This window comes from Frankia sp. R82 (genome assembly GCF_023716925.1).
In the GTDB taxonomy this organism is placed as follows: domain Bacteria; phylum Actinomycetota; class Actinomycetes; order Frankiales; family Frankiaceae; genus Frankia.
This window is the reverse complement of the sequence record NZ_JAMQQG010000039.1, coordinates 1-22866: the sequence shown is the minus strand read 5'-3', so window position 1 is coordinate 22866 and position 22866 is coordinate 1. Positions and strand designations below refer to the sequence as shown.

The window sequence follows — 22866 nt, the reverse complement described above, 5'->3', positions numbered from 1 at the left end:
GAACGGCTGGGCGGGCCGGACGTGGTACCGCCACACGGTCCCGCGGGACCGCACGGCAGGGTGTCGGCGCCATCGTCCCCGTCCGCGTTGATTTTTGCAGGTCCGCCGGAAGGCGAGACAACGGGGGGCGACGGCGGCGACAACGTGGACGGGGTCAGGTGACGGAGCGGACACCGACCGGCTCGGCGGGTGCCGCGACCAGGTCGCCGGTGGCACCGTCCGGCAGCAGCCGCCAGGCACGGTCCTTGTCGGAGATGACCGACACGGGCAGCGGCCAGGCGATGGCCAGCCGCGGATCGTCGAAGCGCAGGCCACGGTCGTGTCCCGGGGTGAAGGGGACGTTCATCTGGTAGGTCGCCTCGGTGGCGTCGACCAGGGTCTGGTAGCCGTGGGCGAGGCCGGCGGCGATGAACAGCGCCCGGTGGTTGTCGGCGGACAGTTCCACCGCGACGTGGCGCAGGTAGGTCGGGGAGTCGGGCCGGGGGTCGACCACGACGTCGAGCAGCGCCCCCCGGGTGACCCGCACGAGCTTGGTCTCGCGGACCGGCTCGTCCGCCCAGTGCATGCCGCGGATGGTTCCTGCCGTGGCGTTGTACGCCACGCTGCACTGGGCGACCTCGACGGTGAGCCCCGCGGCGGCGAACTCCTGTGCGCAGAACGTCCGGGCGAACAGGCCGCGGGCGTCGGTGAACGCCTCGATGTCGACGATCCACACGCCGTCGATCGCGGTCGGCGTGACGATCATGGCGTCACGCCGGACGGCGCTGCCCAGAACAGGTCGGCGTCGAGCTGGCCCGAGCCGATCAGGTACTGCAGCTGCTTGAGCCGGGTGTGCCCGCGGCCGGTGAAGGTCTCCGCGTCGAGCTGGATGCGGGTGAACACCTCGTGCAGCTGCTGGGCGCCACGCAACGCGTTCCAGTCGCAGGAGAATCCGGGCAGAGTCGTGGCGATCTTGTCGAAGGACACCCGGTAGCTGCGGTTGTCTCCGCCGTTGTTCCCGAAGCTCAGCCGGCAGCCGGTGAAGACCGAGGCGACGGCGTCGGCGATCTCCTTGACCTGGTAGTTCTGCTCGCTGTCGCCAACGTTGAAGATCTGGTTGTGGATGACGTCGCGCGGCGCGGCCAGCACCGAGCGGATCGCCTTGGCGATGTCGAGGCCGTGCACCAGCGGGCGCCAGGGGGTGCCGTCGGAGGTCATCGCGATCTCGCCGGTGGTCCAGGCGACCCCGGCCAGGTTGTTGAGCACGATGTCGAACCGCTGCCGCGGTGATGCTCCGTAAGCGGTGGCGTTACGCAGGAAGGTCGGCGAGAACGTGTCGTCGGCCAGCGGGGCCACGTCCCGCTCGACGTAGACCTTGCACTCGGCGTACGGGGTCTGCGGGTTGACCGGCGAGGTCTCCGTGACGTCCGAGCCGGTGGCCACGCCGTAGACGCTGCACGAGGACATGTAGACGAATCGCGAGACCCCGGCCTGCTTCGCCAGGTTCGCCAGCCGCACCGACCCGACGTGGTTCACCTTGTACGTGACGTCCGGGGCGAGCGCGCCGAGCGGATCGTTGGACAGTTCGGCCATGTGCACGACGGCGTCGACGCCCTCGAGGTCCTCGACGGTGAGGTGACGCAGGTCCTTGTCGAGGGTCAACGGGGTTCGGTCGGTGCCCCGGTAGAGCCAGCCGTACTTGTAGTAACCGGTGTCGACGCCGATGACCTCATGGCCATCGCGCATCAGTTCGGGCGCGAGCAGGCACCCCAGGTATCCCTCAGTGCCGGTCACGAGCACCTTCATCCGCGAGTCCTCCCCATCTCGGCCGAGGCGGCGGGCGCCACCCGTTTCCGGGCTCAAACCGTACCGAGTGGCTCGCACCGCCGAGGCGCCGACGTCCCGTGGCCACTGCCCGCGACAGGCCTGCCGCCCGCCCGTGACCGTTTCCGGACCGGAGAACCCGTCAGGGGGACGCGGGACGCATCACGCGGGCCGGCGCGGCGAAGACGGTCGCGCCGGGCGGAACGTCGGTCATCACGATCGAGCCGGGGCCGATCTTCGCGTCATCACCGATCGTGATCCGGCCGATGAGGTGTACCGCGGGACCGAGTTCGACCCGGGCGCCGATCCGCGGCACGTCCTCGGGGGCGGCCGAACCCCCCGCGTAGCCGATGGTCAGGTTGTGCCGGACCGTGCAGTCGTCACCGATCTCGCAGTGCGGCGGGATCAGGATCGCCTGGTGGTGGCCGATCAGGACGCGCCGCCCGAGGCGCGCGGTGTCGGGCAGTTCCACGCCGTACACGTTGCGGATGACGAGGTTGTTCAGCATCTTGTACAGCACCGTCGCCGCCGCGCGCACCGGCCCGCCGCGGGAGCGCCGCCATTGCCCGAACCGGTAGACGGCGATGACGTGCAGGCCCGGATGGGTCAGCGCGCGGTAGTGCCGGTGGTAGTCCTCCCGCAGGATCTCCCGCAGGCCCAGCTCGCCGGCCGCACGGGTGTCAGCCGGCCGGGCGTCAGCCGGCACGGTGCAGCTCCTCGATGTGCCTTCGCAGATCGCCCACCGACGCGAAGCCGGCGAGCCGGTCGTCGGCGATCTGGATCGAGAAGTGACGCTCCACCGCGTAGATCAGGTTGATGTGCGCGAGCGAGTCCCATCCCGGCACGTCCGCGGACGTCATCGTGTCGGTGAGGACGAGGTCGTCGTCGGAGAAGATCTCGCGGAAGATCCGCTGAAGGTGGTCCTGCACCATCTAGCCGGGCACCTCTTCCATGTTGCGATCGGCTTCCATGTTGCGATCGGCTTCCAGGCTGCGATCGGCGGTGACGACCCGGATCAGGCTCCGGGACGCGTACGGTTCGGCTGTCCGGCGGCTCCACCAGGTGACGCCGGTGTCCCGCGGGACACCGGTCGGGTCGATCCGGGTGAAGCCGAGGCGGTCGTAAAGACCGGCCACCAGCGCGTTCTTCGGCGAGGCGCGGTAGTGGCCGGTGACGCGGGCCAGGCCTCGGCGGCGGGCCTCGGCGAGCAGCAGGCCAGCCAGCTCGTCCTCCAGGGTCCGGCCGATCACCCGGCAGCTCATCAGCCAGGTGTCCACCGTCAGGGCGTCCCCGTCCTCGACGGCGATCAGCACCGCGACCAGGCCGTGGTCGGCGAAGCGATCGGCGAGTCGGACGCAGAACACGGCGGTGGTGGGTTCGGCTGCGAGCCGGGCGATCCCGTCCTCGTCCCGGCGCCGGCCGGTGAGGTTGAACTGGTTGGTCTTGCCGACGAGCTGGGCGACCCGGGGCAGGGTGAGCTCGTCCAGGGCGACGACGGTCGCGGTCATCGCGAGACCGCGGTGGAAGTCCTCGAGCGAGGTGGCGGACTCCCGCGCCGCGGCGGCGTCGGCCCGGGCGCGGTAGGTGGCGGTCCGGGTGGCGTCCTCCGCGGTGAGCGCGGTGGCCTCGAAGAACGGGTAGTCGGCCAGGGCCCGCAGGTAGCCGTGCGGGTCGGCGGGCAGGGCGATGACGTCGACCTCGCCGGCGAGCTGGCGTACCGCCTCACGTTCGGCGGGATTGTCATCGACGAACACCAGCGCGTCGAGACCGAGGCCGAGGGTCGCCGCGATGCGGCGCAGCTGGGTCGGCTTGTCGTCCCAGCAGGCGCTGAACATCGCGATGTCGGTGAGGCGCAGCCGCATGCCCGGATGCCGTTCGAACACCTCGCGGGCGTCGGCGTCGTTGTTCTTCGAGCAGACGGCAAGCAGGACGCCCCGCCGGGACAGCTCGAGCGCGTAGTCCTGCACGGCCGCGTACGCCTCCCCGAGCGGACCCTCCCCGAGGGCGAGGCCGGCCAGCCCGTCCTCGCCGAGCACCCCGCCCCACAGGGTGTTGTCAAGATCGAGGACGAGGCACTTGCGGCTGGCGCCGAGCTGGGCGCCGATCACCGCGGCGGTGTGCCGGGCGAGCAGCGGGACGCAGTCGAGCGCGACCGCCTGCCTGGCCCGGCGCCAGTACCGCGGGTCGAACCAGGTGCGCCGGCCGACGTCGGCGGCGAGCCGGTCGCAGTCGACCAGGCCGACCCCGTCGACCGCGGCAGCCCGGCCGAGCTCGACGTTGACCCGGCCCAACAGCAGAGCGCGAGCGCCCGCGGTGCGCAGGGTCAGGTGACCGAGGGCCACCTCGGCCGGCACCGCGAAGGCATGCTGGACGATCCGGGCACCGGTGCGGGCGCGCACCGTGGCCCACAGCGCGGTCCAGCGGGACACCTCCGCGGCGACGGCGGCATCCGGGTCGTCGGCGATCGCGGGCAGCGCCACGTCCCCGGCGTGCACCGCGAGGACCACAACGTCGGGGGCGAACCGGTAGAGCCCGCTGTCCGGATCCAGGATCTCCTGGTGGTACTGGCCGTAGCCGCCCTCGTAGGTCTCGATGGCCACCCCGGCCCGCGCCGCCGCCAACGGAAGCAGCGCGGTGAGCTGGGACGTCGTGTAGCTACCGAGAACCGCCACCCGCGCGGTACGGGCCAGTGGCCGGACCTGCGGCAGGCAACGGCGCAGGACGCCCGCGGCCGCGGTCCAGGCCGCGAGCCCGGCGCCGGTGTCGGTGAGCCCCAGTGCCCAGCGCACCGCGCCGGCCGGGTCGTCGACGCGTTCGTGGGCGACGGCGAGCTCGCGGCACAGCCCGGCGGAGGGTAGTTCGGTCGCGGCGGCCCGCGCGGTCAGGTCGGCGAGCCGACGGACGTCTCCTGGCTCGACCACTGCTGCGACCCCTCCCTGCATCGTCCGTTTCGACACCCGCATCCAGCTAGCCAGAATCTACCCTCACGTTAGAGTTGTTTTGCGCCGCCCCGCGGGGCCACAGGCGGGTATCCGTTCACCGACATCCGGCCGGAAGCGGCCGAAGACTGTGTCAGGCTGCAGGTACGCCGATACCGGACAACCAGCCGGGATCGCCGACCGTCGCCGCCGGATCGCCGCGTGGCCCCGTCCGCAGGCAGGTCCCCATGCGCCAGCTTCCCCGGTCCCGGTCCCGGTCCCGCGGGACCGCGGCGCGGCGCGGCGCGCTGCTCGCCGCCACGCTGACGGTGCTGACGGCGCTGATCTGGCCGTCGTTGACCTGGCTGACCACGCCGCCGGTCCGGGCGGCCATGCCCGGTCAGGACGACACCGGATCGCAGTGGTACCAGACCGCGCTGGACCTCGACCGGGTACAGCGGATCAGCCAGGGAGCCGGGGTCATCGTGGCCGTCGTCGACGGCGGGGTCGACGCGACCAACCCGAAACTGCGGGGGCAGCTGGTACGCGGTGCGGGAGTGGGCCCCGACGCCGCCGCGGACGGCTGGCGCGACGACGACCCGGACGGTCACGGCACGGCGATGGCCGGCCTTGTCGCCGGCCGGGTCGACGGGGGTCCCGCGCAGGTGCGGGGCATCGCGCCGGCCGCCCGGATCCTGCCGATCTCCACCGGCGCCGAGACGGACTCGGCGGAGGTCGCGATCGCCGTGCACCGGGCAGTCGACCTCGGCGCCGGCGTCATCAACCTGTCACTGGGTTCCGCGGACGATCCGACCTCGGACGAGCGGGAGGCCGTCAGCTACGCCCTGGCCCATGATGTGGTCGTGGTCGCCTCGGCCGGCAACGTCGAACCGGGCGATCCACCGAGTGACGCGGCGACGATCAACTCACCGGCGAGCATTCCGGGGGTGGTCGCCGTGACCGGGTCGACCGCTGGTGGGGGCTTCTGGCACGGCTCGGTACACGGCCCGCAGGCCGTGGTCGCCGCGCCCGCGCCGGGCATCCGTGCTCCCGTGCCCACCGCGATCTCCCCGGACGGGCTGGACACCGGTTCCGGCACGTCCAACTCGGCGGCGATCGTGTCCGGGGTGCTCGCGCTGATCCGCTCCGCCCGACCGGACCTGGACGCGGCGAACGTGATCGAACGGCTGATCCGCACCGCGCGCGACGCCGGCCCGCCCGGCCGCGACGCCGAGTTCGGCTTTGGGATCATCGACCCGCTCGCCGCCCTGACCGCCGCGGTGCCCCCCGTGCGCACCAGTTCCCTGCTGGCCCCGAGCGATCCGCCCGTCACTGCCGCGTCCAGTGGGTCCGCCGGGACCGCCGGGACCGCCCCCAGCTTCGACGAGCCGACGAGCCGCTGGACGGACGCCGTCTCCCTGGACGGCACCCCGCCCCTCGTGGCCTGGGTGGTCGCGATGGTGCTGGCGGTCTGGCTCGGTGGGCTGCTCGGCGTCGGCGCGCACCTGGCACACCAACGGCGACGGGCCCCGGGCCGGACCCCGGCCCCGCCGTACCCGGCCGACGTGACCCCCGTTGTCACCGGTTGGGTACCCGCGTCTCCGGGGGCCCGGTCGGGTCACTTCTAACATGGCCCTATGACACACGCGCTCCTGGACGAGCTGTCCTGGCGTGGACTCATCCACGACAGCACCGATCCCGGCGAGCTCCGGGCTCATCTGGCCGGCGGTGGGCGGCGCTGCTACATCGGCTTCGACCCGACGGCGCCGTCTCTGACGATCGGTAACCTGCTGCCGATCACCCTGCTGATCCGGGCCGCGCGGGCCGGGGTCGGAGCGGTGGCGCTGTTCGGCGGCGGCACCGGGCTGATCGGCGACCCGTCCGGCAAGTCGGTGGAGCGAGCCCTGCTGTCCGCAGAGGACGTGGCGGACAACGTCACCCGGCACCGGGAGATCATGGAGACGATCTTCGGTCGGGCGCTGGGGGCGGACGAGCTGCCCAGTTTCGTCGACAACGGGGACTGGCTGGGCCGGCTCGGCATGATCGAGTTTCTGCGGGACGTCGGCAAGCACTTCCCGGTCACGGAGATGGTCCGGCGGGACTCGGTGCGCCGCCGCCTGAACGACCCCGACGTCGGCCTGACCTACACCGAGTTCAGCTATTCGCTGCTACAGGCCTACGACTACCGGCGGCTGTGCGAGGACCATGGCGTGACCCTCCAGTTGGGGGCGTCCGACCAGTGGGGCAACATCGTCGCCGGGATCGACTACGTCCGCCGGGTCCTGCGCACCCAGGTGCACGGGCTGACCTGCCCGCTGCTGCTGCGCGCGGACGGCACGAAGTTCGGCAAGTCGGAGAAGGGCGCCGTCTGGCTGACCGCCGACCGCACCTCGCCGTACACCTTTTACCAGTTCCTGCTGAACCTCTCCGACGTGGACGCCCAGAAGTTCGCGTTGTTCTTCTCGCTCACCGAGCGCGACCCGCTGGAACGGCTGTTCGCCGAGCACGCCGAGGCGCCGGGAAAGCGGGCCCTGCAGCGCCATCTCGCCCGGGAGCTGACGACGCTGCTGCACGGTCAGGGGGCGCTGGAGGCCGCCGAGGCGGCGTCCGCGGCGCTGTTCAGCGGGGACGTGAAGGCAATCGGGGCGGACCTGCTCTCCGACGTGTTCGCCGACGTCCCGACCGTCAGCGAGCCGCTGGACCGGCTGGCCGCGGACGGCGGCTGGTCGGTGGTCGATCTGCTGATCGCCACGGGCCTGGCCAGCAGCCGCCGCGACGCCCGTGAGCATCTCGGCAACAACGCGGTACTGGTCAACGGAGACCGGGCGACCGCCGACAGCACCGTCACCGAAAAGGACCTGCTGCACGGGTCGGTGATCCTGATCCGCCGCGGCCGACGGGAGTGGCGGGTGGCCCGGTTCGGCTGAGCCGGGGACTCAGGGCGCGGGTGGTCCGACGAGCAGGCCCTTGATGTAGGCGGCGTGTTCGTCGGCGGTGGCCTTCTGACCGCGGGCCCGGGAGAGCACGGTGCGGCCCGCGTAGCCGGCGACCAGCATCGAGCGCATCACGTTCACCCGTCCGGGGGCGTTGTGCTTGCGCAGGTAGCGCACCATCGACGCGCCGCGCATCTGCAGCATCCAGGTCTTGCCGGCGCCACTGCCGCCGGCGCTGTGCGGGACCAGCAGGTCGGTACGCAGCTTCTGGCGCAGGCCGGCCTCGCGGATCGCCCGGCCGAGGGCCATGTCCTCGTTGTAGACGAAGAACGTCTCGTCGAAGGCGCCGAGGTCGAGGAACATCGAGCGGCGGACCGCCATGCAGGCTCCGGTCAGCCACTCGGGGCTCATCGGCCGGCCCGGCGTCGGGCGGGCGAACAGCGCCGACGTCGGGGCCACCTTGTGCGCGCCGAGCACGTGCAGCAGTACCCGTCGGGGCGTCGGCTCCCAACCACCGTTGCCGAGCTCGGGCTTTCCGTCGCGCCCCTTCATCGTCGCCGCGCTGGTCACCAGCTCCGGGTCGGCGAGCAGGTCGTCGACGAGGATGTCGATGACGTCGACGGTGGGGCGGCTGTCCGGGTTACCGAGGACGACGAACTCGTACCTCGACGACCGGATGCCCATGTTCGCGGCCTTGGCGAAGCCCTTGCCGCCCCCGGAGTCGAGGTAGCGGCTGTTCGGCCGGTCGGCGATCAGCTGCTCGACGCCGTCGACGCCCGCGGCGTTGTCGACCACCACCACCGGCATGTCGGCGGGCAGGGTGGCGAACAGACCCTCGAGCTGCTCGCGGCTGTGGTAGCTGACGAGCACGAGCTCGTACTGCCAGGTGGACCGCTTGGGTCGCTCGTCGGCCACGGCGACACGCTCCTCACTACCTGATGTTCCCGGCCACGTGCAGGTCACGTGGCCGGCTGGTCCCGCGGAACCGGACGTGCACAGCTCACGGACGAGTGGGGCTCAACGCATCCGACGTGGGTGCCGGCAGAGCCGCCGACGCGGCCGCCGGCTGGACCGACGGCGCGGAACCGGCGGTGACGGGAGCAACCCGCTCCGGCTTGGGCCACACCGCGGGACGGTCGCGGGCCAGGAAGCGGCGCACCCCCCCGAGCGCGACGGCCTGCAGGAAGAAGACCTGGGCGACAAGCCTGGTCGGACCCGGCGGGGTACGACCCGTGAGCAGGGCGGCGGTACTCGCCGCGCCGACCGCGTTGCCGGCCAGGAAGATCCGGGCGGCCCAGCTGTCGCGCGCGGCCGGAACAGCGATGGCGATCAGCGCGACGTGGGCGACCGGCCCGAACGACGAGCGGACCAGCCGGTGTCCCCACAGCTGCGGGGTGACCGGCAACGCGCCCGGCACCAGCGCGGCGCGGCGGCGCCAGAGCATGTCGAGGTTGCCCGCGACGATCCTGGTCCGACGTTCCCATTCCCCGTTGTAGTCCGGGGCAGCCGGCTCGAGCGAGTACGCCTCGGGCTCGTAGACGACCCGCAGGCCACCCTCGAGGACGTCCAGGGCGAGCCAGGCGTCGTCGACGGCGGTGTCGGCGGGCAGTGGTCGGAAGGCGCTGCGGCGGAAGGCCAGCATCTCGCCGACGACGCCGATCGTGGCGCCGGTCGCCGACTCGCAGCGCTTGAGCCACGACTCGAACTTCCAGTAGAAGCCCTGGGCACCGTCCGGATCGTCGACCCGCTTCTCGCCGGCGACGGCACCGACGGTGTCATCGGTGAAGTGGCGGGCGGCGGCGCGCAGCGCGCCGGGAGCGAGCACGGCGTTGGCGTCGGTGAGCACGACCACCTCGTGCGAGGCCGCGGCGACCCCCCGGTTGACCGCCCGGGCCTTGCCGAGTCGCTCGCCGGAGGAAAGCACCCGCACACCCGGACGGCGCGCCGCCTCGGCTGTCTCGGAATCATCCGCGACGACGATGATTTCCAACGCCCCGGGATAGTCGGTGCCGGCGAGTTCGTCGAGCTTCGTGTTGATGACCGCCGCTTCCCGATACGCGGACACGACGACACTCAGGCCCGGCCAGCCGAGTGGGCCGGGTTCCGGCGGCTGCGCCGTCTCGAGGCCCCGACTGCGTAGCCCGATGTAAACCGGATACAGAACGTGACCGTACACGGTGGCGGCTCCGAGTCCCGCGACGGCGGCACCTCGACTGATGGTCCGGACACCTGTCATGCCGTCAACCGTAGCGTTGCGCCGAGGACATCCGGCCATGGGCTCCTCGTGCCGCCCGGCGTGGTACCTCCCCCAGGGGCCACCTGCCCAGAGCCCGTTACAGTGGGTCGGGTGAGTGACTCCACGCGTTGGATCGTCGTGGTCGAGGAACCGTTTCTCCCGGCCGACGCTGGCGGTCGGGTGGAGACTCTGAGTTTCCTGACCGCGGCCGCCGCCGCCGGCATCCGGATGCAGGTCCTCGTCCCGGCGCGGGAGGACATCGACATCGCGGCGTACGAGGAGGCCGTCCCGGGTTCGGCCGTCATTCGGCTGCGTCGGGACGACAGCCCTCGCGCCCATCTGACGTCGAAGCCGTTCATGCACGCCTCCCGGCCGGTCGGCCCGCTGCGCCGGGCGCTGGAGGCCACCCCGCCGCGTGCCGACGCCGTGATCAGCTACAGCTGCCGGTCGTCGCATCTGGGCGAGGAGATCGCCCGGATCTGGAAGCTCCCCCATCTGGTGCGGGCACACAACGTCGACTCGGAGTTCTTCCGGGTGCTGGCCCGCAGCAGCTCCGGTCCGCGTGCCGTCGCCTACGAGGTCGAGTACCACAAGCTGCGCCTCGCCGAGCTCTCGCTGCACCATTCGCCGCTGGTCACCTGCATCGCGGACATCTCACTGGAAGATCACCAGTGGCGCCGCGGCCGGGCGAGCGTGCCGACCTTCCACCTGCCGCCGTTTCTGCCCGTCGGCGCCCTGCGCGCCGGGGTCGGCGCCGCCGTGGTGGCCGACGGCGCCGGCCCCGCGGCGGCGCCCGCGACCCGGGACGGACAGCGGGTGGTGTTCGTCGGCTCGCTGGACACCCCGACCAACATCGAGGCACTGCGCTGGTTCCTCGGTGGTTGCTGGCCGTCGGTGCGCGTCCGTCATCCCGAGGCGACGTTCCAGGTCGTCGGACGGCGCCCGGAGGACGGCCTGGCCGCCTGGCTTGACGGGTTCGACGGCGTGGAGCTGCACACCGACGTCCCCAGCGTGGTTGGTTACCTGACCGCGGCGACCCTGTCGGTGAACCCGATGCAGTCCGGTTCCGGGGTCAACATCAAGGCCATCGAGGCGATGGCGACGGGAACGCCCGTGGTGAGCACCCCGACCGGCAGTCGCGGTCTGGGCTGGACCCCCGGCACCGATCTGCTGGTCGCCGAGGAGCCGGCCGCGTTCGCCGCCGCGGTCGGCGAGCTGCTGGCGCAGCCGGCGCGGGCCGCCGAGATCGGCGCGGCCGGGCGTGCCTATGTGCTGCGGGAACTCGACCACGGCGCGCTGATCCGGACGATCCAGGAGCACCTGCAGCCCTAGAGCAGGGCGTGGTAACGGTTCTGGGTGGACTCGAGGCCGTGGGTGATCAGCATTTCCACCGAGTCGGCGGCGTGCTCGAGCAGGAGCGGCAGCTCGCGGCGTTCGGTGCTGCCGAAGTCGCGCAGGACGAACGCGGCCGGGTCCATCCGACCCGGGGGGCGCCCGACGCCGACCCGTACCCGCAGGTAGTCGCGGGTCCCCAGGGACGAGGTGATCGAGCGTAGGCCGTTGTGGCCGTTGTCCCCCCCGCCCTGCTTGAGGCGAACCGTTCCGAACGGGATGTCCAGCTCGTCATGCACAACGATGATCCGAGCTGGTTCGATCTTGAAAAAGCTGCGCACGGCGGTGACCGGGCCACCGGAGAGGTTCATGAACGACAGCGGCCGGGCGAGAACCACCCGGGTGCCGGCGAGGCGGACCTCGGCCACGTCGGCCCGCGAACGATGCGACTTCAGCCGTGCGCCGGCCCGCTCTGCCAACAGGTCGACGACCATGAAACCGGCGTTGTGCCGGTTTCCGGCGTAGTCCGGGCCGGGGTTGCCCAGTCCGACGACGAGCCAGGGCCCGTCGTCGGTCGGGATGTTCGTCATGGCCCGTCCATCCGCGTGTCGTCATCGGGTGGCATCGCAGGTCCGGTGGGTGGTGCAGGCGTGACAGGTGACGCCGGGTGTCGACGGAGGGATCCCGCCCGCGTGGTTACGCGGACGCGGTCGCCGCGCCGGCTTCCTCGGCCGCCGGGGTCTCGCCGAGCTCCGCCTCGACCTGAGCGGTGGTCCGCTTGGCCAGGCACTGCACGACGACAAGATCCGGATCGGAGTCGAGTACCGAACCCTCGGGCAGCGCAAGCTGACGAGCCAGCACGCTGGTCCCGGGCTCGAGCCCGGTGATGTCGAGTTCGATCGGGCCGGGCAGACGGGCAGCATCCGCCTTCACCGCGATCGTGGTGAGCTGCTGGTCGACCAGGGTGTCGGGGTGTGCATCCCCGATGACCTGGACCGGGATTTCAGCGACGATCTTCTCGCCCCGGTTCACCAGCACCAGGTCGATGTGCTCGTAGCTGCCCTTGATCGGGTGACGCTGGACGTCCTTGGCGAGCGCGAGCTCGGTGCCGTCGGCGAGCTCAAGGGTGATCAGGACGTTGGTGCCGGCGTCGGTCTTGAACGCGTGCAACAGGTCGTGCGCGGGAAGCGCGATGTGGCGCGGCGGCTGGCCGTGCCCGTAGAGAACGGCCGGTACCTTGCCGGCACGGCGGGTGCGACGAGCACCGCCTTTGCCGAACTCGGTGCGCGGCTCCGCGGCGATGCGGACCTCGGACATGGCGACGCTCAGTCCTTCCAGACATGGGATTCTTCGCCGGAGGGCGGACGAGCCACCGCGGCGCGGTCCTTCACAGTACCGGACGCCACGCGCGGAGGGGTCACCGCCCGGATCTGTCAAGTTCCGCGCCGCCGAACAGCGCCCCGCGACGGCGCCCCGCGCCATGTCGACATGACCGGGATGCGCCGTACTGCCCTTCGTCGGTGTTCCGCGAGACCCGGGCAGCGGGCACCCCCGCAGGTCACAGGCGGCTTCGGCCCCGATCAGATGCAGGTCAGACGGTCGGGGCAGCCTGCGGCGCGGTGATCGCCGCACGGCGGCAGGCCTCGTACGACCACCACGTCGGTGCCCCGCACGCAGCCTGACGGTGCACCCGACCGGCCTGTCGACGCGCCACCACCCGGCCGGCGCGGACGTAACCGGGGACCCGACCCGACCGGGCCGGCTCGCCGGCGGCTCATGCCTGGCCGGCCGATCACCGCCGCCACCCTCGGGCCGCGCTCACCACTGACGGTGATCTCCGCGCGGGTGACGACGCATCGACCACCGACGGCGACGTACCGACCATCGGACCCGACTCCCCGCGGCTCGCTCCTTCGAGGACCGCGCTGCCGAGGACCGCGCTGCCGAGGACCTGCCGACCGCCGGTCCCAACCACGACGACTCCGCCTGCGCCGACGCCGGCCGCGGCCCCGACACCGGATGGTCAAGGTCCTCGGTCGTCTCGGTGCGCAGCGCGCGCAACTCCTCGGCCTGTGCCTGCGGGTTGTCGGCCAGGTCATGATGGGCGGCCCGGACGAACGCGCGCAGCTGCGCCCGCCGGCGCGCCGCCTCGACGCCGTCAATGCGATCAGCCGGCGGTCGCTGCGCCCGTCCGGCACCGCTGCCCCCGACCCCACCAGCCCGGGCCCGGCGGGCCCCGGTCGGACGCGGTCCGGAGCTGGTGCCCGCAGCGCTGGTCCGGGACGTTCTGGTGATGGTCATGATGGTTCCTCCCCGCCGCGCCTGATGGGACGCTGGACCGCGGCGCGTGCGCAGCGGGGAGGGGAGCCTGTCGTTCGGGGGCACCCGCGCCGCCGGCCATCCGGTTCCGCCGCTGCGCCAGCCCGGTTCTGGGCGTACCCCGTGGTCGGCGGCCGTACGCCGCGGGTGGACCGCGATGCACTCCAGAGCCTGCGGATAGGTTGGATCGCGGTCCACGCCGCCGCCGTGAGCCGCCAGTGCGAGTGAGCCCGAGCCCGCGAGGCCGAGCCAACGAGTCCGAGTGAATCCGAGTGAAGGAGCCTCCACTGACTCGATCCCACCCGGCCCCGCGCCATGGCGCGGACGCCGGTCCCACGGTTACCGTCCGGGCTCCGGCCAAGGTCAATCTGCATCTCGGTGTCGGCCCCCTGCGACCGGACGGGTATCACGATGTGATCACCGTCCTGCAGGCCGTCTCCCTGTTCGACGATCTCGTCGCGACCACCCGCCCCGGCCCCGATGCCGGCAGCACCACCGATGCCGATGAGGCCGCTTCCGGGCTGGACGTCACGGTGGAGGTGACCGGGGAGGGAGCCGGTCCCGCCGGAAACGGGCCCGCCACCTCCACCCCGGACGTGTCGATCGTCCCGACCGGGCTGGACAACATTGCCGTGCGGGCGGCCCACCTTGTCGCCGAGGCGGGCGGTGTCTCGTCCGCGCAGGTGCATCTGGCGCTCACCAAGGGGATTCCGGTCGCGGCCGGGATGGCCGGGGGCAGCGCGGACGCGGCCGCCGCGCTCGTCGCCTGCGACGCCCTGTGGCAGACCGGTCTCGACCGGGCCACCCTCGCGGAGCTCGCCGCCCGGCTGGGCAGCGACGTCCCGTTTCCGCTGGCGGGGGGCACCGCCCTTGGCACCGGTCGGGGCGAGCAGCTCACCGATGTGCTGGCCACGGGCGAGTACCACTGGGTCTTCGCCCTGGCCGACGGCGGGCTGTCCACCCCGGCGGTGTACGCCGAGTTCGACCGGCTGTCCGAGGGCAGGCTGCGCAGCGGACCGACGCCGGCGGACGACGTGCTGGCCGCGCTGCGCACCGGCGATCCTCGTCAGCTCGGCGCAGCCCTGGTCAACGACCTGCAACCGGCGGCGCTGCGGCTGCGACCGGCCTTGCGGCGGGTCCTCGCGACCGGCACCGAGCTCGGCGCGGTCGGCGCGATCGTGAGCGGTTCCGGCCCGACCTGCGCTTTTCTTGCCGCCGGAGCGGCCGAAAGCATCGATCTCGCCGCGAGCCTGGCCGGGGAGGGGGTGGCCCGCGCGGTCCGCCGCGCCGCGGGCCCGGCCGCCGGCGCCAGGGTCATCGCCGACAGCACGCTCCCCGACGGTACGGCCCCCGGTGGCGCGGTCGGAACTCCGTCGAGGCAGGAACCGTGAGCGCGGTGCTGGTCGGCCTGGGGTCCGACGGCCGTCGGGGACGGCCTCGATGCCGACCGGGCGGTCCCGTCCACGTAGCGTGGTGGGGACATGGCGCATCTTCTCGGGGCTGAGGCTCTGCATCTCGAGTACCCGACCAAGGTGGTCTTCGAATCCGTCACCCTCGGGGTGAGCGAAGGCGACCGGGTCGGCATCGTCGGGCGCAACGGAGACGGCAAGTCGAGCCTGCTGGCGATGCTCGCCGGGCGGCGGGAGCCCGACTCCGGCCGGGTCACGGTGCGCGGTGGCGTGCAGATCGGCGTGCTCGACCAGGCAGACATGCTCGCCGACGACGAGACGGTTGGTCATGCTGTGGTCGGGACCGTCGCGGACCACGAGTGGGCAGGCGACGCACGGGTACGTGATGTCATCGCCGGGCTGCTGGGCGATCTGCCCTGGGACGCCGAGCTCGGCACGCTCTCCGGTGGGCAGCGGCGCCGGGTCGCGCTGGCCCAGCTCCTCATCGGCGACCATGATGTTCTGGCGCTGGACGAGCCGACCAACCACCTCGACGTCGAGGCGATCTCCTGGCTGGCCGAGCACCTGAAACGCCGCTGGGCGCCGGGGGCCGGTGGGCTGCTAGTCGTCACCCACGACCGCTGGTTCCTGGACGAGGTCTGCACCGCCACCTGGGAGGTGCACGACCGGATCGTCGAGCCCTTCGACGGCGGGTATGCCGCGTACATCCTGCAGCGCGTCGAGCGGGACCGGCAGGCCGCGACCGCCGAGCAGCGCCGGCAGAACCTCGCGCGCAAGGAGCTCGCCTGGTTGCGCCGGGGAGCCCCCGCCCGGACGTCGAAGCCGAAGTTCCGCATCGACGCGGCGAACGCGCTCATCGCGGACGTGCCGCCGCTGCGTGACAGCGTGTCGTTGCAGTCGCTGGCCATCTCCCGTCTCGGCAAGGATGTCGTCGACCTGCTCGACGCCTCGGTCTCCTATGGGGATCGCGCGGTGCTGCGTGACGTGGAGTGGCACATCGCCCCGGGCGAGCGGACGGGCATCCTGGGCGTCAACGGTGCCGGAAAGTCCACGCTCCTGCGGTTGATCGACGGCTCTCTCGCGCCGACGTCCGGCCGGGTCAAGCACGGCAAGACCGTGCGGGTCGCCACCCTCACGCAACAGCTCGACCGGCTGGACGAGCACTCGAGCGATCCGGTGCGGGTCGTGCTCGCCCGGCTGCGGACGACGTACACGTTCGGCTCCGGCTCGAAGGCGCAGGAGCTCACGCCGGCGCAGCTGCTCGAGCGGCTCGGCTTCACCAGCGCGCAGCTGTCGACCCCCGTGAAGGACCTCTCCGGTGGGCAGAAGCGGCGGCTGCAACTGCTGCTGATTCTGCTCGACCAGCCGAACCTGCTGGTGCTGGACGAACCGACGAACGATCTCGACACGGACATGCTCGCGGCGATGGAGGACCTGCTCGACTCATGGCCGGGCACGCTGCTCGTCGTCTCCCACGACCGCTACTTCCTCGAGCGGGTCAGCGACCAGCAGTACGCGATCCTCGACGGGCGGCTCCGGCACGTCCCGGGCGGCGTGGACGAGTACCTGCGCCTGCGGGCCGCGCAGGATCACGACAGCCGGTCACGTACGGCAGAGCCGGTTTCGGCGTCCGCCTCGACGGAGGCGGCGCCCACCGGGGCGCAACGGCGCGCGGCGCAGAAGGAGATCACGTCGCTCGAGCGTCGTATCGAGCGGCTCCAGGCACAGATCGACGCGGCGAAGGCCGCACTGGTCGATCACGACCATTCCGACTATGTCGGGCTCGGCAGGGAGATGACGCGGATCGGCGGCCTGGAAAAGGAACTGCTGGAGCTGGAGCAGCGCTGGTACGAGCTGACGGAGATCGCCGGCTAGAACCGCGGGCGTATCGGCTCGGGACGCGGCCGGCCCTCGACGCAGGGTGGACGTTGCGCCACCCGGCCGCAAGCCGCTCACGATTGCCCAGCGACGGCCTCGGGGCGACGGGGTAACCCGTCCCAGCAGCCGCTGGCCGCCGGGGAGCCCCCGAGGATCACGGTGCCCGCGGTCCCGATCGGGACCGAGCGGGTCCGCGTCCGCAGCGGCTTCACGAAGGTCCTCGGCACCAGCCGAAGAAATCGCCGCGTGCAGGCCACCTCTCTCCCGGCTGTGCCCTGGATGCGCACGCGCCGGGCTTCCAGTGGAGCTGCCCTGACTGATCGAGCCGGGCACGGCCAGCCACGGCGACAATCAGCCGAATGGCCGGGACAAGGACCGAGTAGCTGCGGTCGGTGTTCATACGCCGACTTTCCCTCCGGAGTCGGCGAAATCCGACAGTCATGCGGAGGGATCGCCCCGGGGGCCACCCGGCCCCCGGGGTCAGGCGGACAGCGTGTCTGCGGCGGGACGCGTGGCGATGGAGCGCTTGGCGGCCAGGCGGGCCGGGTCCGGCCAGCGGACGTCTCGCACGAGGTGGGTGATCTCCATCAGCTTGATCAGGTAGAAGCTGGTGTCGATCTGCCAGGGCCGCACGCCGTGCCGGGCCGACGTGGGCTCGGCATGGTGCAGGTTGTGCCAGGACTCGCCCATCGACAGCAACGCCAGCGGCCACACGTTCGTCGAACGGTCGCGGCTGCGGTACGGACGGGTACCGAGCACGTGGCAGATGCTGTTCACCGACCAGGTGACGTGGTGCAACAGCGCGATCCGCACCAGGGCCGCCCAGAAGAACGCCTGGACGGCGGCCTCGAGGGAGCCGCCCCACAACCCGCCGATCAGCGCGGGCGCGGCCAGGCTGACGAAGGCGCACAGGCCGAACGAGCGGCTGACCCGGACGATGTCGGGGTCGTCGAGCAGGTCGGGGGCGAAGCGGCGCTGGTCGGTCTGTTCGACGTCGAACAGCCAGCCGACGTGCGCGTGGAACAGGCCCTTGAGCATGGGCACCGTGCCAGGGCCGTACCGCCACGGCGAGTGCGGATCGCCCTCGGCGTCGCTGTACGCATGGTGGCGCCGGTGGTCAGCGACCCAGCGGATGACCGGGCCCTCGATTGCCATGTTGCCGGCGACGGCCAGCGCGATGCGCATCGGCCGAGACGTCCGAAAGCCTCGATGGGTGAAGTAGCGGTGGAAACCGATCGTCACGCCATGGCCGCTGATGCCGTAGAACACCACGGCGAGGATGACGTCGCGCCAGGTGATCCACCGGCCCCACAGCGCGGGGATGGCGGCGATCAGTGCGACCAGTGGCACGAGGATCACCAGCAGCAGCGTGATCTGCTCGGCGCGGGCCTTGACCATCGAGCGCGGCACAGTGGCGTTGCCGCGGGAGTTCGCGGGATCGGCCCGGCGGGCCGACGCCGACCCACCCGCCGGGGTGGCGTCCTCGAGTGCCGGGCTGTCGCCCGAGGCCGGGCCGTCCTTGAGGGTCCGAGCGTCCTTGAGAGCCAGAGCGTCGCTACGGGCCCGGGCGTCGTTGTGTGCCCGGGTGGTGCCGGTCCGGGTGGCGTCGCCCGGCACCCGGCCGTCCCCGGGGCTTACCGTGTCGGTAGCGGTCATAACCTCGTTCCGTCCGTCGCGGCAGGTCCGTGCACCAGGAGTCCCATGGCCGGCGCAACACGGTCACGGTAGCCCGCCGACATGACAACAGTCCCCACTGTCGACGTCCAGCACGCAAACCAGCCGACCGGCCGGCCGACGGACCACCGGAGCCGACACACCAGCCATCACCCGCGCGACCTCGCCCGACATCAGAGTTGTCTCAGAGTTGTCACTGCACGCAACCGAGCCCGCCGGGGCCTGCCGCCACCCAGTTCGTGAGACCGGGCCTGAGCCGACTTTCTCTTCCGAGGGGACCTCGATGGTAGAGTTGGCGTGTTTTCCCGCGGTCCGCCGTAGTGTAATCGGCAGCACAGGAGATTTTGGTTCTCTTAGTCCACGTTCGAGTCGTGGCGGCGGAGCACTACCAGTAATACCATCCATAAGAATGCATCGGAAGTACCGCGCCAGGTGGGTTCTCCCGGGCACGTTCCCGGTGTGTTGTGTCCCCGGCACCGTGATGCCCCCGGAGTTGCAGCGGCATTCTCCGCTGTGGCGGGAGAGCGGGCGGTTGCCCGGGCGACGGGCCCGTCCTGCCGGGAGGCGGGAGGCGGGCACGGTACTGTGTCGGCGTCGCCCCATCGTTGTGTCGACCGAGGATGCGGGGGGATCGTGTGACACCACGACCGGCAGCTGTGATCATTCTGGCAGCGGGTGAGGGTCGGCGGATGCGTTCGTCGCTACCCAAGGTCCTGCATCCCCTGGCCGGTCGCACGCTGCTCGAGCATGTGCTGCACGCGACGGTCCCGCTGGACCCGACCCACACCGCGGTCGTCGTCGGGCATGGCCGGGAGCAGGTCGGCGCGATGCTGGCCGAGCGGGCACCGAAGGTCGTCACCGCCGTGCAGGAACGTCAGCTCGGCACCGGGCACGCCGTGCGCGTGGCCCTGGCGGCGCTGAGCGCCCTCGCGGTGGGGCTCGCGGACGAGGACACGGTCGTGGTGCTACCGGGTGACGCCCCACTGCTCACCGCGGCCACGCTCAGCGCGCTGGCCGAGTACCACCATGGCGGCCAGGCCGCCGCCAGCGTGCTGACCGCCGTGCTCGAGGATGCCACCGGCTACGGCCGGGTCGTGCGCGATGGCGCCGGCGGTGTCCGGGCGATCGTCGAGCAGCGGGACGCCGATGCCGCCACCGCGGCCATCCGGGAGATCAACACCGGGGTCTACGCATTCCAGGCCGGGCCGCTGCGCTCCGCGCTGGGCCGCCTGACCAGGCAGAACGCGCAGGGCGAGGAATACCTGACCGATGTCGTCGGCCTGCTGGTCGGCGACGGCGCGGTGGTGACGGCGCTGGCGGTGGCGGACCCGGCGGAGGCCGGCGGGGTCAACGACCGGGTGCAGCTCGCCGCCGCCGGGCGGGCGCTGCGGGACCGGCTGGTCGACGCGGCGATGCGGGGTGGCACCACGATCATCGATCCGCAGACCACCTGGATCGATGCGGACGTCACCCTCGAACCCGACACCACGATCGCCCCGCACACCTTCCTGCACGGGCGCACGCGGATCGCCAGCGGTGCCACCGTCGGCCCCGAGTGCACGCTCGTCGACACGGTTGTGGGCGCCGGCGCGACCGTCGTGCGCACGACGGCGGAACGGTCCGAGATCGGCGCCGGCGCCACGGTCGGCCCCTACAGCCATCTGCGGGCCGGCACCCGGCTCGGCCGGGACGGCAAGATCGGCTCGTTCGTCGAGACCAAGGCCGCCCAGCTCGGGGACGCCACCAAGGTCCCCCACCTGGCCTACGTCGGCGACGCGATCGTCGGGGATCGCAGCAACATCGGCTGCACCACGGTGTTCGTCAACTACGACGGCGTGGCCAAACATCGCACGGTCATCGGCTCGGACGTGCGGATCGGCAGCGACACGATGCTCGTCGCGCCGGTCACCGTCGGGGACGGCGCCTACACGGGCGCGGGTTCGGTGATCCGCGAGGACGTCCCGCCGGGGGCGCTGGCCATCCGCGAGGGCCGCCAGCGGATCATCGAGAACTGGGTGGCCCGCCGGCGTCCCGGCAGCCCCGCCGACCAGGCCGCCTCGGCTGCCCTCGCGGCGGCGGGAAACGGCGTCCCCGCCGACGTCGACCAGGGTGACGTGACGCACAACGGGCCCGAGGCGGTCGGCATCACTGGCGTTCCGGGAACGGGAAGCAGAACGTAGTAGCGACCGTCCCCAGCCCTCCGACCAGCGGGGAGACGTGCAGCGTCCGATTCGTCCCCCGGGGTGTTCGGCCCGCACGTCCCCGTCGTCCGGCACGCCCGAGGAGAACGTGGTGGCCTACCAGACCGAGAACCGGCGCAACCTGATGCTCTTCGCGGGACGCTCGCACCCGGCCCTCGCCGCGGAGGTGGCGGCCGAACTCGATGTGACGCCGGTGCCGACGAACGCCTATGAATTCGCCAGCGGCGAGATCTTTGTCCGGTTCTCCGAATCGGTCCGCGGCTGTGACGCGTTCGTGCTGCAGTGCCATTCGGCGCCGGTGAACACCTGGCTGATGGAACAGCTGATCATGGTGGACGCGCTGAAACGGGCGAGCGCCAAGCGGATCACCGTGGTCGCGCCGTTCTATCCGTACGCCCGCCAGGACAAGAAGCACCGCGGACGCGAGCCGATCTCCGCCCGGCTCGTCGCCGACCTGTTCAGGACCGCCGGCGCCCACCGACTGATGTCCGTCGACCTGCACACCGCGCAGATCCAGGGCTTCTTCGACGGCCCCGTCGACCATCTGTTCGCGCTGCCGTTGCTCGCCGACTACATCGAGAACAAGCTCGACACCTCGGAGGTCACGGTGGTGGCGCCCGACTCGGGTCGGGTGCGGGTCGCCGAGCGGTGGACCGACCGACTCGGCTGCCCGCTGGCCATCATCCACAAGCGGCGCGACCCGGACGTCCCGAACCAGGTCAAGATGTTCGACGTCGTCGGTGAGGTTCGCGGTCGCACCTGCGTGATCGTCGACGACATGATCGACACGGCCGGCACGATCACCAAGGCGGCCGAGTCGCTGCGGGCACACGGCGCCGCCAACGTCATCGCCGCCGCCACCCACGGGGTGCTGTCCGGCCCAGCGGCCGACCGACTGAAGAACTCCGAGATCAGCGAGGTCGTCCTCACCAACACCCTGCCCCTGACCAGCGAGGCCCGCATCGACAAGATCACCGAACTGTCGATCGCCCCGCTGCTTGCCGCGGCGATCAAGGCGGTCTTCGAGGACGGCTCGGTCACCGGGCTGTTCGGCGGGGACGCCTGAGCGCCGCGCCACCAGTCGGCCGGTGGCGGCACCTCCGTAGACTTCCCTGCCATGGCAGTGGAACAGCCGAAGGTGTCGCTCACCGGCATCAAACCGACCGGCGAACCGCATCTCGGGAACTACATCGGGGCGATCCGGCCGTCGCTGGAACTCACCGAGACCTATGAGTCGATCTACTTCATCGCCGACTACCACGCCCTGACCTCGATTCGGGACGGCGCGGAACTGGCTCGGTACACCCGTTCGGTGGCGGCGACCTGGATCACGCTCGGCCTCGATCCGGCGAAGACGATCTTCTACCGGCAGTCCGACGTCCCGGAGATCTTCGAGCTGTCCTGGGTGCTGTCCTGCGTCACCGCGAAGGGCCTGATGAACCGGGCGCACGCCTACAAGGCCGCCCGTGACCGCAACGCCGAAAGCGGCACGAAGGACCTCGACGCCGGCATCAACATGGGCCTGTTCAACTATCCCGTGCTGATGGCGGTCGACATTCTCATCATGAACACGGATGTCGTGCCGGTCGGGCTGGACCAGTCGCAGCACGTGGAGTACAGCGCCGACATCGCCGGCACGTTCAATCATCTGTACGGGAAGGATTTCAGCCTGAAGGTTCCGGCGGGCATCTACCCCGACGGCGTGTCGGCGAAGGCACTGCCCGGCACGGACGGCCGCAAGATGAGCAAGTCCTACCGCAACACCATTCCGCTGTTCGCGCCGGAGAAGCAGCTGCGGAAGCTCGTCCGCGGCATTGTGAGCGACAGCACGCCCGTCGAGGAGCCCAAGGACCCAGACACGTCCGCCGCTTTTGCCCTGTATGAGAACTTTGCACCGCCGGAGGCGGTCAAGGAGATGCGGGCGCGGCTGGAGGCCGGTGGCACCGGCTGGGGTGAGCTGAAGAACACCCTGTTCGAGACGCTCAACACCTGGCTCGCCCCGCTGCGGGAACGCCACGACGAGCTCGTCGCTCCCGGCAGCGAGCTGGACGCCATCCTGGCCGACGGTGCCGAACGCGCCCGCGACCGGGCCCGTCCCGTGCTTGCCGGCGTCCGCCGGGCGGTCGGCATCAGCGCCGGCTGACCGGCCCGGCGGCCCGGCGG

Annotated in this window: 19 protein-coding genes; 8 read left to right on the top strand and 11 right to left on the bottom strand. The window is 71.6% G+C overall.

The genetic code is table 11. The features are described 5' to 3' along the window. Positions 1-154: 154 nt before the first annotated feature. The 5 genes from ND747_RS10090 to ND747_RS10070 form a co-directional block, all read right to left on the bottom strand. The gene (locus tag ND747_RS10090; protein ID WP_251733238.1) at positions 155-745 is read right to left on the bottom strand and encodes a dTDP-4-dehydrorhamnose 3,5-epimerase family protein; all 591 of its coding nucleotides are present in this window, start codon (positions 743-745) and stop codon (positions 155-157) included. Further along, positions 742-1785, bottom strand: a complete 1044-nt coding sequence (locus ND747_RS10085) for an NAD(P)-dependent oxidoreductase (protein WP_251733237.1) — start codon at positions 1783-1785, stop codon at positions 742-744. Before ND747_RS10085 ends, ND747_RS10090 begins: the two co-directional genes overlap by 4 nt. A 160-nt stretch (positions 1786-1945) precedes the next feature. Next, positions 1946-2509 (bottom strand): serine acetyltransferase, encoded by a 564-nt coding sequence (locus ND747_RS10080; RefSeq protein ID WP_251733236.1) that lies wholly within the window; start codon positions 2507-2509, stop codon positions 1946-1948. Further along, the gene (locus ND747_RS10075; protein ID WP_251733235.1) at positions 2499-2735 is read right to left on the bottom strand and encodes an acyl carrier protein; all 237 of its coding nucleotides are present in this window, start codon (positions 2733-2735) and stop codon (positions 2499-2501) included. Before ND747_RS10075 ends, ND747_RS10080 begins: the two co-directional genes overlap by 11 nt. After that, complete coding sequence (locus ND747_RS10070; protein ID WP_251733234.1) at positions 2736-4724, bottom strand: HAD-IIIC family phosphatase; 1989 nt, start codon at positions 4722-4724, stop codon at positions 2736-2738. A gap of 245 nt (positions 4725-4969) precedes the next feature. Here ND747_RS10070 and ND747_RS10065 point away from each other — a divergent pair, with 245 nt between their 5' ends. Further along, the gene (locus ND747_RS10065; RefSeq protein WP_251733233.1) at positions 4970-6349 is read left to right on the top strand and encodes a S8 family serine peptidase; all 1380 of its coding nucleotides are present in this window, start codon (positions 4970-4972) and stop codon (positions 6347-6349) included. 9 nt (positions 6350-6358) lie between these two features. Next, positions 6359-7648, top strand: coding sequence for a tyrosine--tRNA ligase (gene tyrS, locus ND747_RS10060; RefSeq protein ID WP_251733232.1), 1290 nt, complete (start codon positions 6359-6361; stop codon positions 7646-7648). A 9-nt stretch (positions 7649-7657) separates the two neighbouring features. Here the strand turns inward: tyrS and ND747_RS10055 are convergent, their stop codons facing one another. Beyond that, positions 7658-8569, bottom strand: coding sequence for a glycosyltransferase (locus tag ND747_RS10055; protein ID WP_251733231.1), 912 nt, complete (start codon positions 8567-8569; stop codon positions 7658-7660). An 85-nt stretch (positions 8570-8654) separates the two neighbouring features. Beyond that, positions 8655-9890 (bottom strand): glycosyltransferase family 2 protein, encoded by a 1236-nt coding sequence (locus ND747_RS10050; protein ID WP_251733230.1) that lies wholly within the window; start codon positions 9888-9890, stop codon positions 8655-8657. A 111-nt stretch (positions 9891-10001) separates the two neighbouring features. Between ND747_RS10050 and ND747_RS10045 the strand changes: the two genes are divergently transcribed. Then, complete coding sequence (locus ND747_RS10045) at positions 10002-11222, top strand: glycosyltransferase (RefSeq protein ID WP_251733229.1); 1221 nt, start codon at positions 10002-10004, stop codon at positions 11220-11222. Here ND747_RS10045 and pth read toward each other — a convergent pair. The 3 genes from pth to ND747_RS10030 form a co-directional block, all read right to left on the bottom strand. Next, positions 11219-11812 (bottom strand): aminoacyl-tRNA hydrolase, encoded by a 594-nt coding sequence (gene pth, locus ND747_RS10040; protein WP_251733228.1) that lies wholly within the window; start codon positions 11810-11812, stop codon positions 11219-11221. The genes ND747_RS10045 and pth overlap by 4 nt on opposite strands. Before the next feature lie 106 nt (positions 11813-11918). Continuing rightward, the gene (locus ND747_RS10035; protein WP_251733227.1) at positions 11919-12539 is read right to left on the bottom strand and encodes a 50S ribosomal protein L25/general stress protein Ctc; all 621 of its coding nucleotides are present in this window, start codon (positions 12537-12539) and stop codon (positions 11919-11921) included. Positions 12540-13040: 501 nt separating this feature from the next. Next, positions 13041-13523 carry a hypothetical protein gene (locus tag ND747_RS10030; protein ID WP_251733226.1) on the bottom strand — a complete coding sequence of 161 codons (483 nt, stop codon included), beginning with the start codon at positions 13521-13523 and terminating at the stop codon, positions 13041-13043. Between the two features lie 305 nt (positions 13524-13828). On the opposite strand from ND747_RS10030, the gene ND747_RS10025 reads away from it, so the two are divergent. Together ND747_RS10025 and ND747_RS10020 are read left to right on the top strand one after the other, a co-directional pair. Further along, positions 13829-14932 (top strand): 4-(cytidine 5'-diphospho)-2-C-methyl-D-erythritol kinase, encoded by a 1104-nt coding sequence (locus tag ND747_RS10025; RefSeq protein ID WP_251733252.1) that lies wholly within the window; start codon positions 13829-13831, stop codon positions 14930-14932. Between the two features lie 90 nt (positions 14933-15022). Next, positions 15023-16825, top strand: coding sequence for an ABC-F family ATP-binding cassette domain-containing protein (locus ND747_RS10020; protein ID WP_251733225.1), 1803 nt, complete (start codon positions 15023-15025; stop codon positions 16823-16825). Positions 16826-17308: 483 nt separating this feature from the next. Here the strand turns inward: ND747_RS10020 and ND747_RS10015 are convergent, their stop codons facing one another. Further along, a complete protein-coding gene (locus tag ND747_RS10015; RefSeq protein ID WP_251733224.1) occupies positions 17309-18484 on the bottom strand; it encodes an acyl-CoA desaturase in 1176 nt (391 codons plus the stop codon). 638 nt (positions 18485-19122) lie between these two features. Here ND747_RS10015 and glmU point away from each other — a divergent pair. The 3 genes from glmU to ND747_RS10000 all read left to right on the top strand — a co-directional run bounded on the left by glmU (position 19123) and on the right by ND747_RS10000 (position 22846). Next, entirely contained in the window at positions 19123-20682 is a 1560-nt protein-coding gene (gene glmU / locus ND747_RS10010; protein WP_285900289.1) for a bifunctional UDP-N-acetylglucosamine diphosphorylase/glucosamine-1-phosphate N-acetyltransferase GlmU, read from the top strand. Between the two features lie 112 nt (positions 20683-20794). Beyond that, positions 20795-21769, top strand: coding sequence for a ribose-phosphate diphosphokinase (locus ND747_RS10005; protein WP_308204598.1), 975 nt, complete (start codon positions 20795-20797; stop codon positions 21767-21769). A 51-nt stretch (positions 21770-21820) separates the two neighbouring features. Continuing rightward, entirely contained in the window at positions 21821-22846 is a 1026-nt protein-coding gene (locus ND747_RS10000) for a tryptophan--tRNA ligase (protein ID WP_251733222.1), read from the top strand. Positions 22847-22866: the final 20 nt, after the last annotated feature.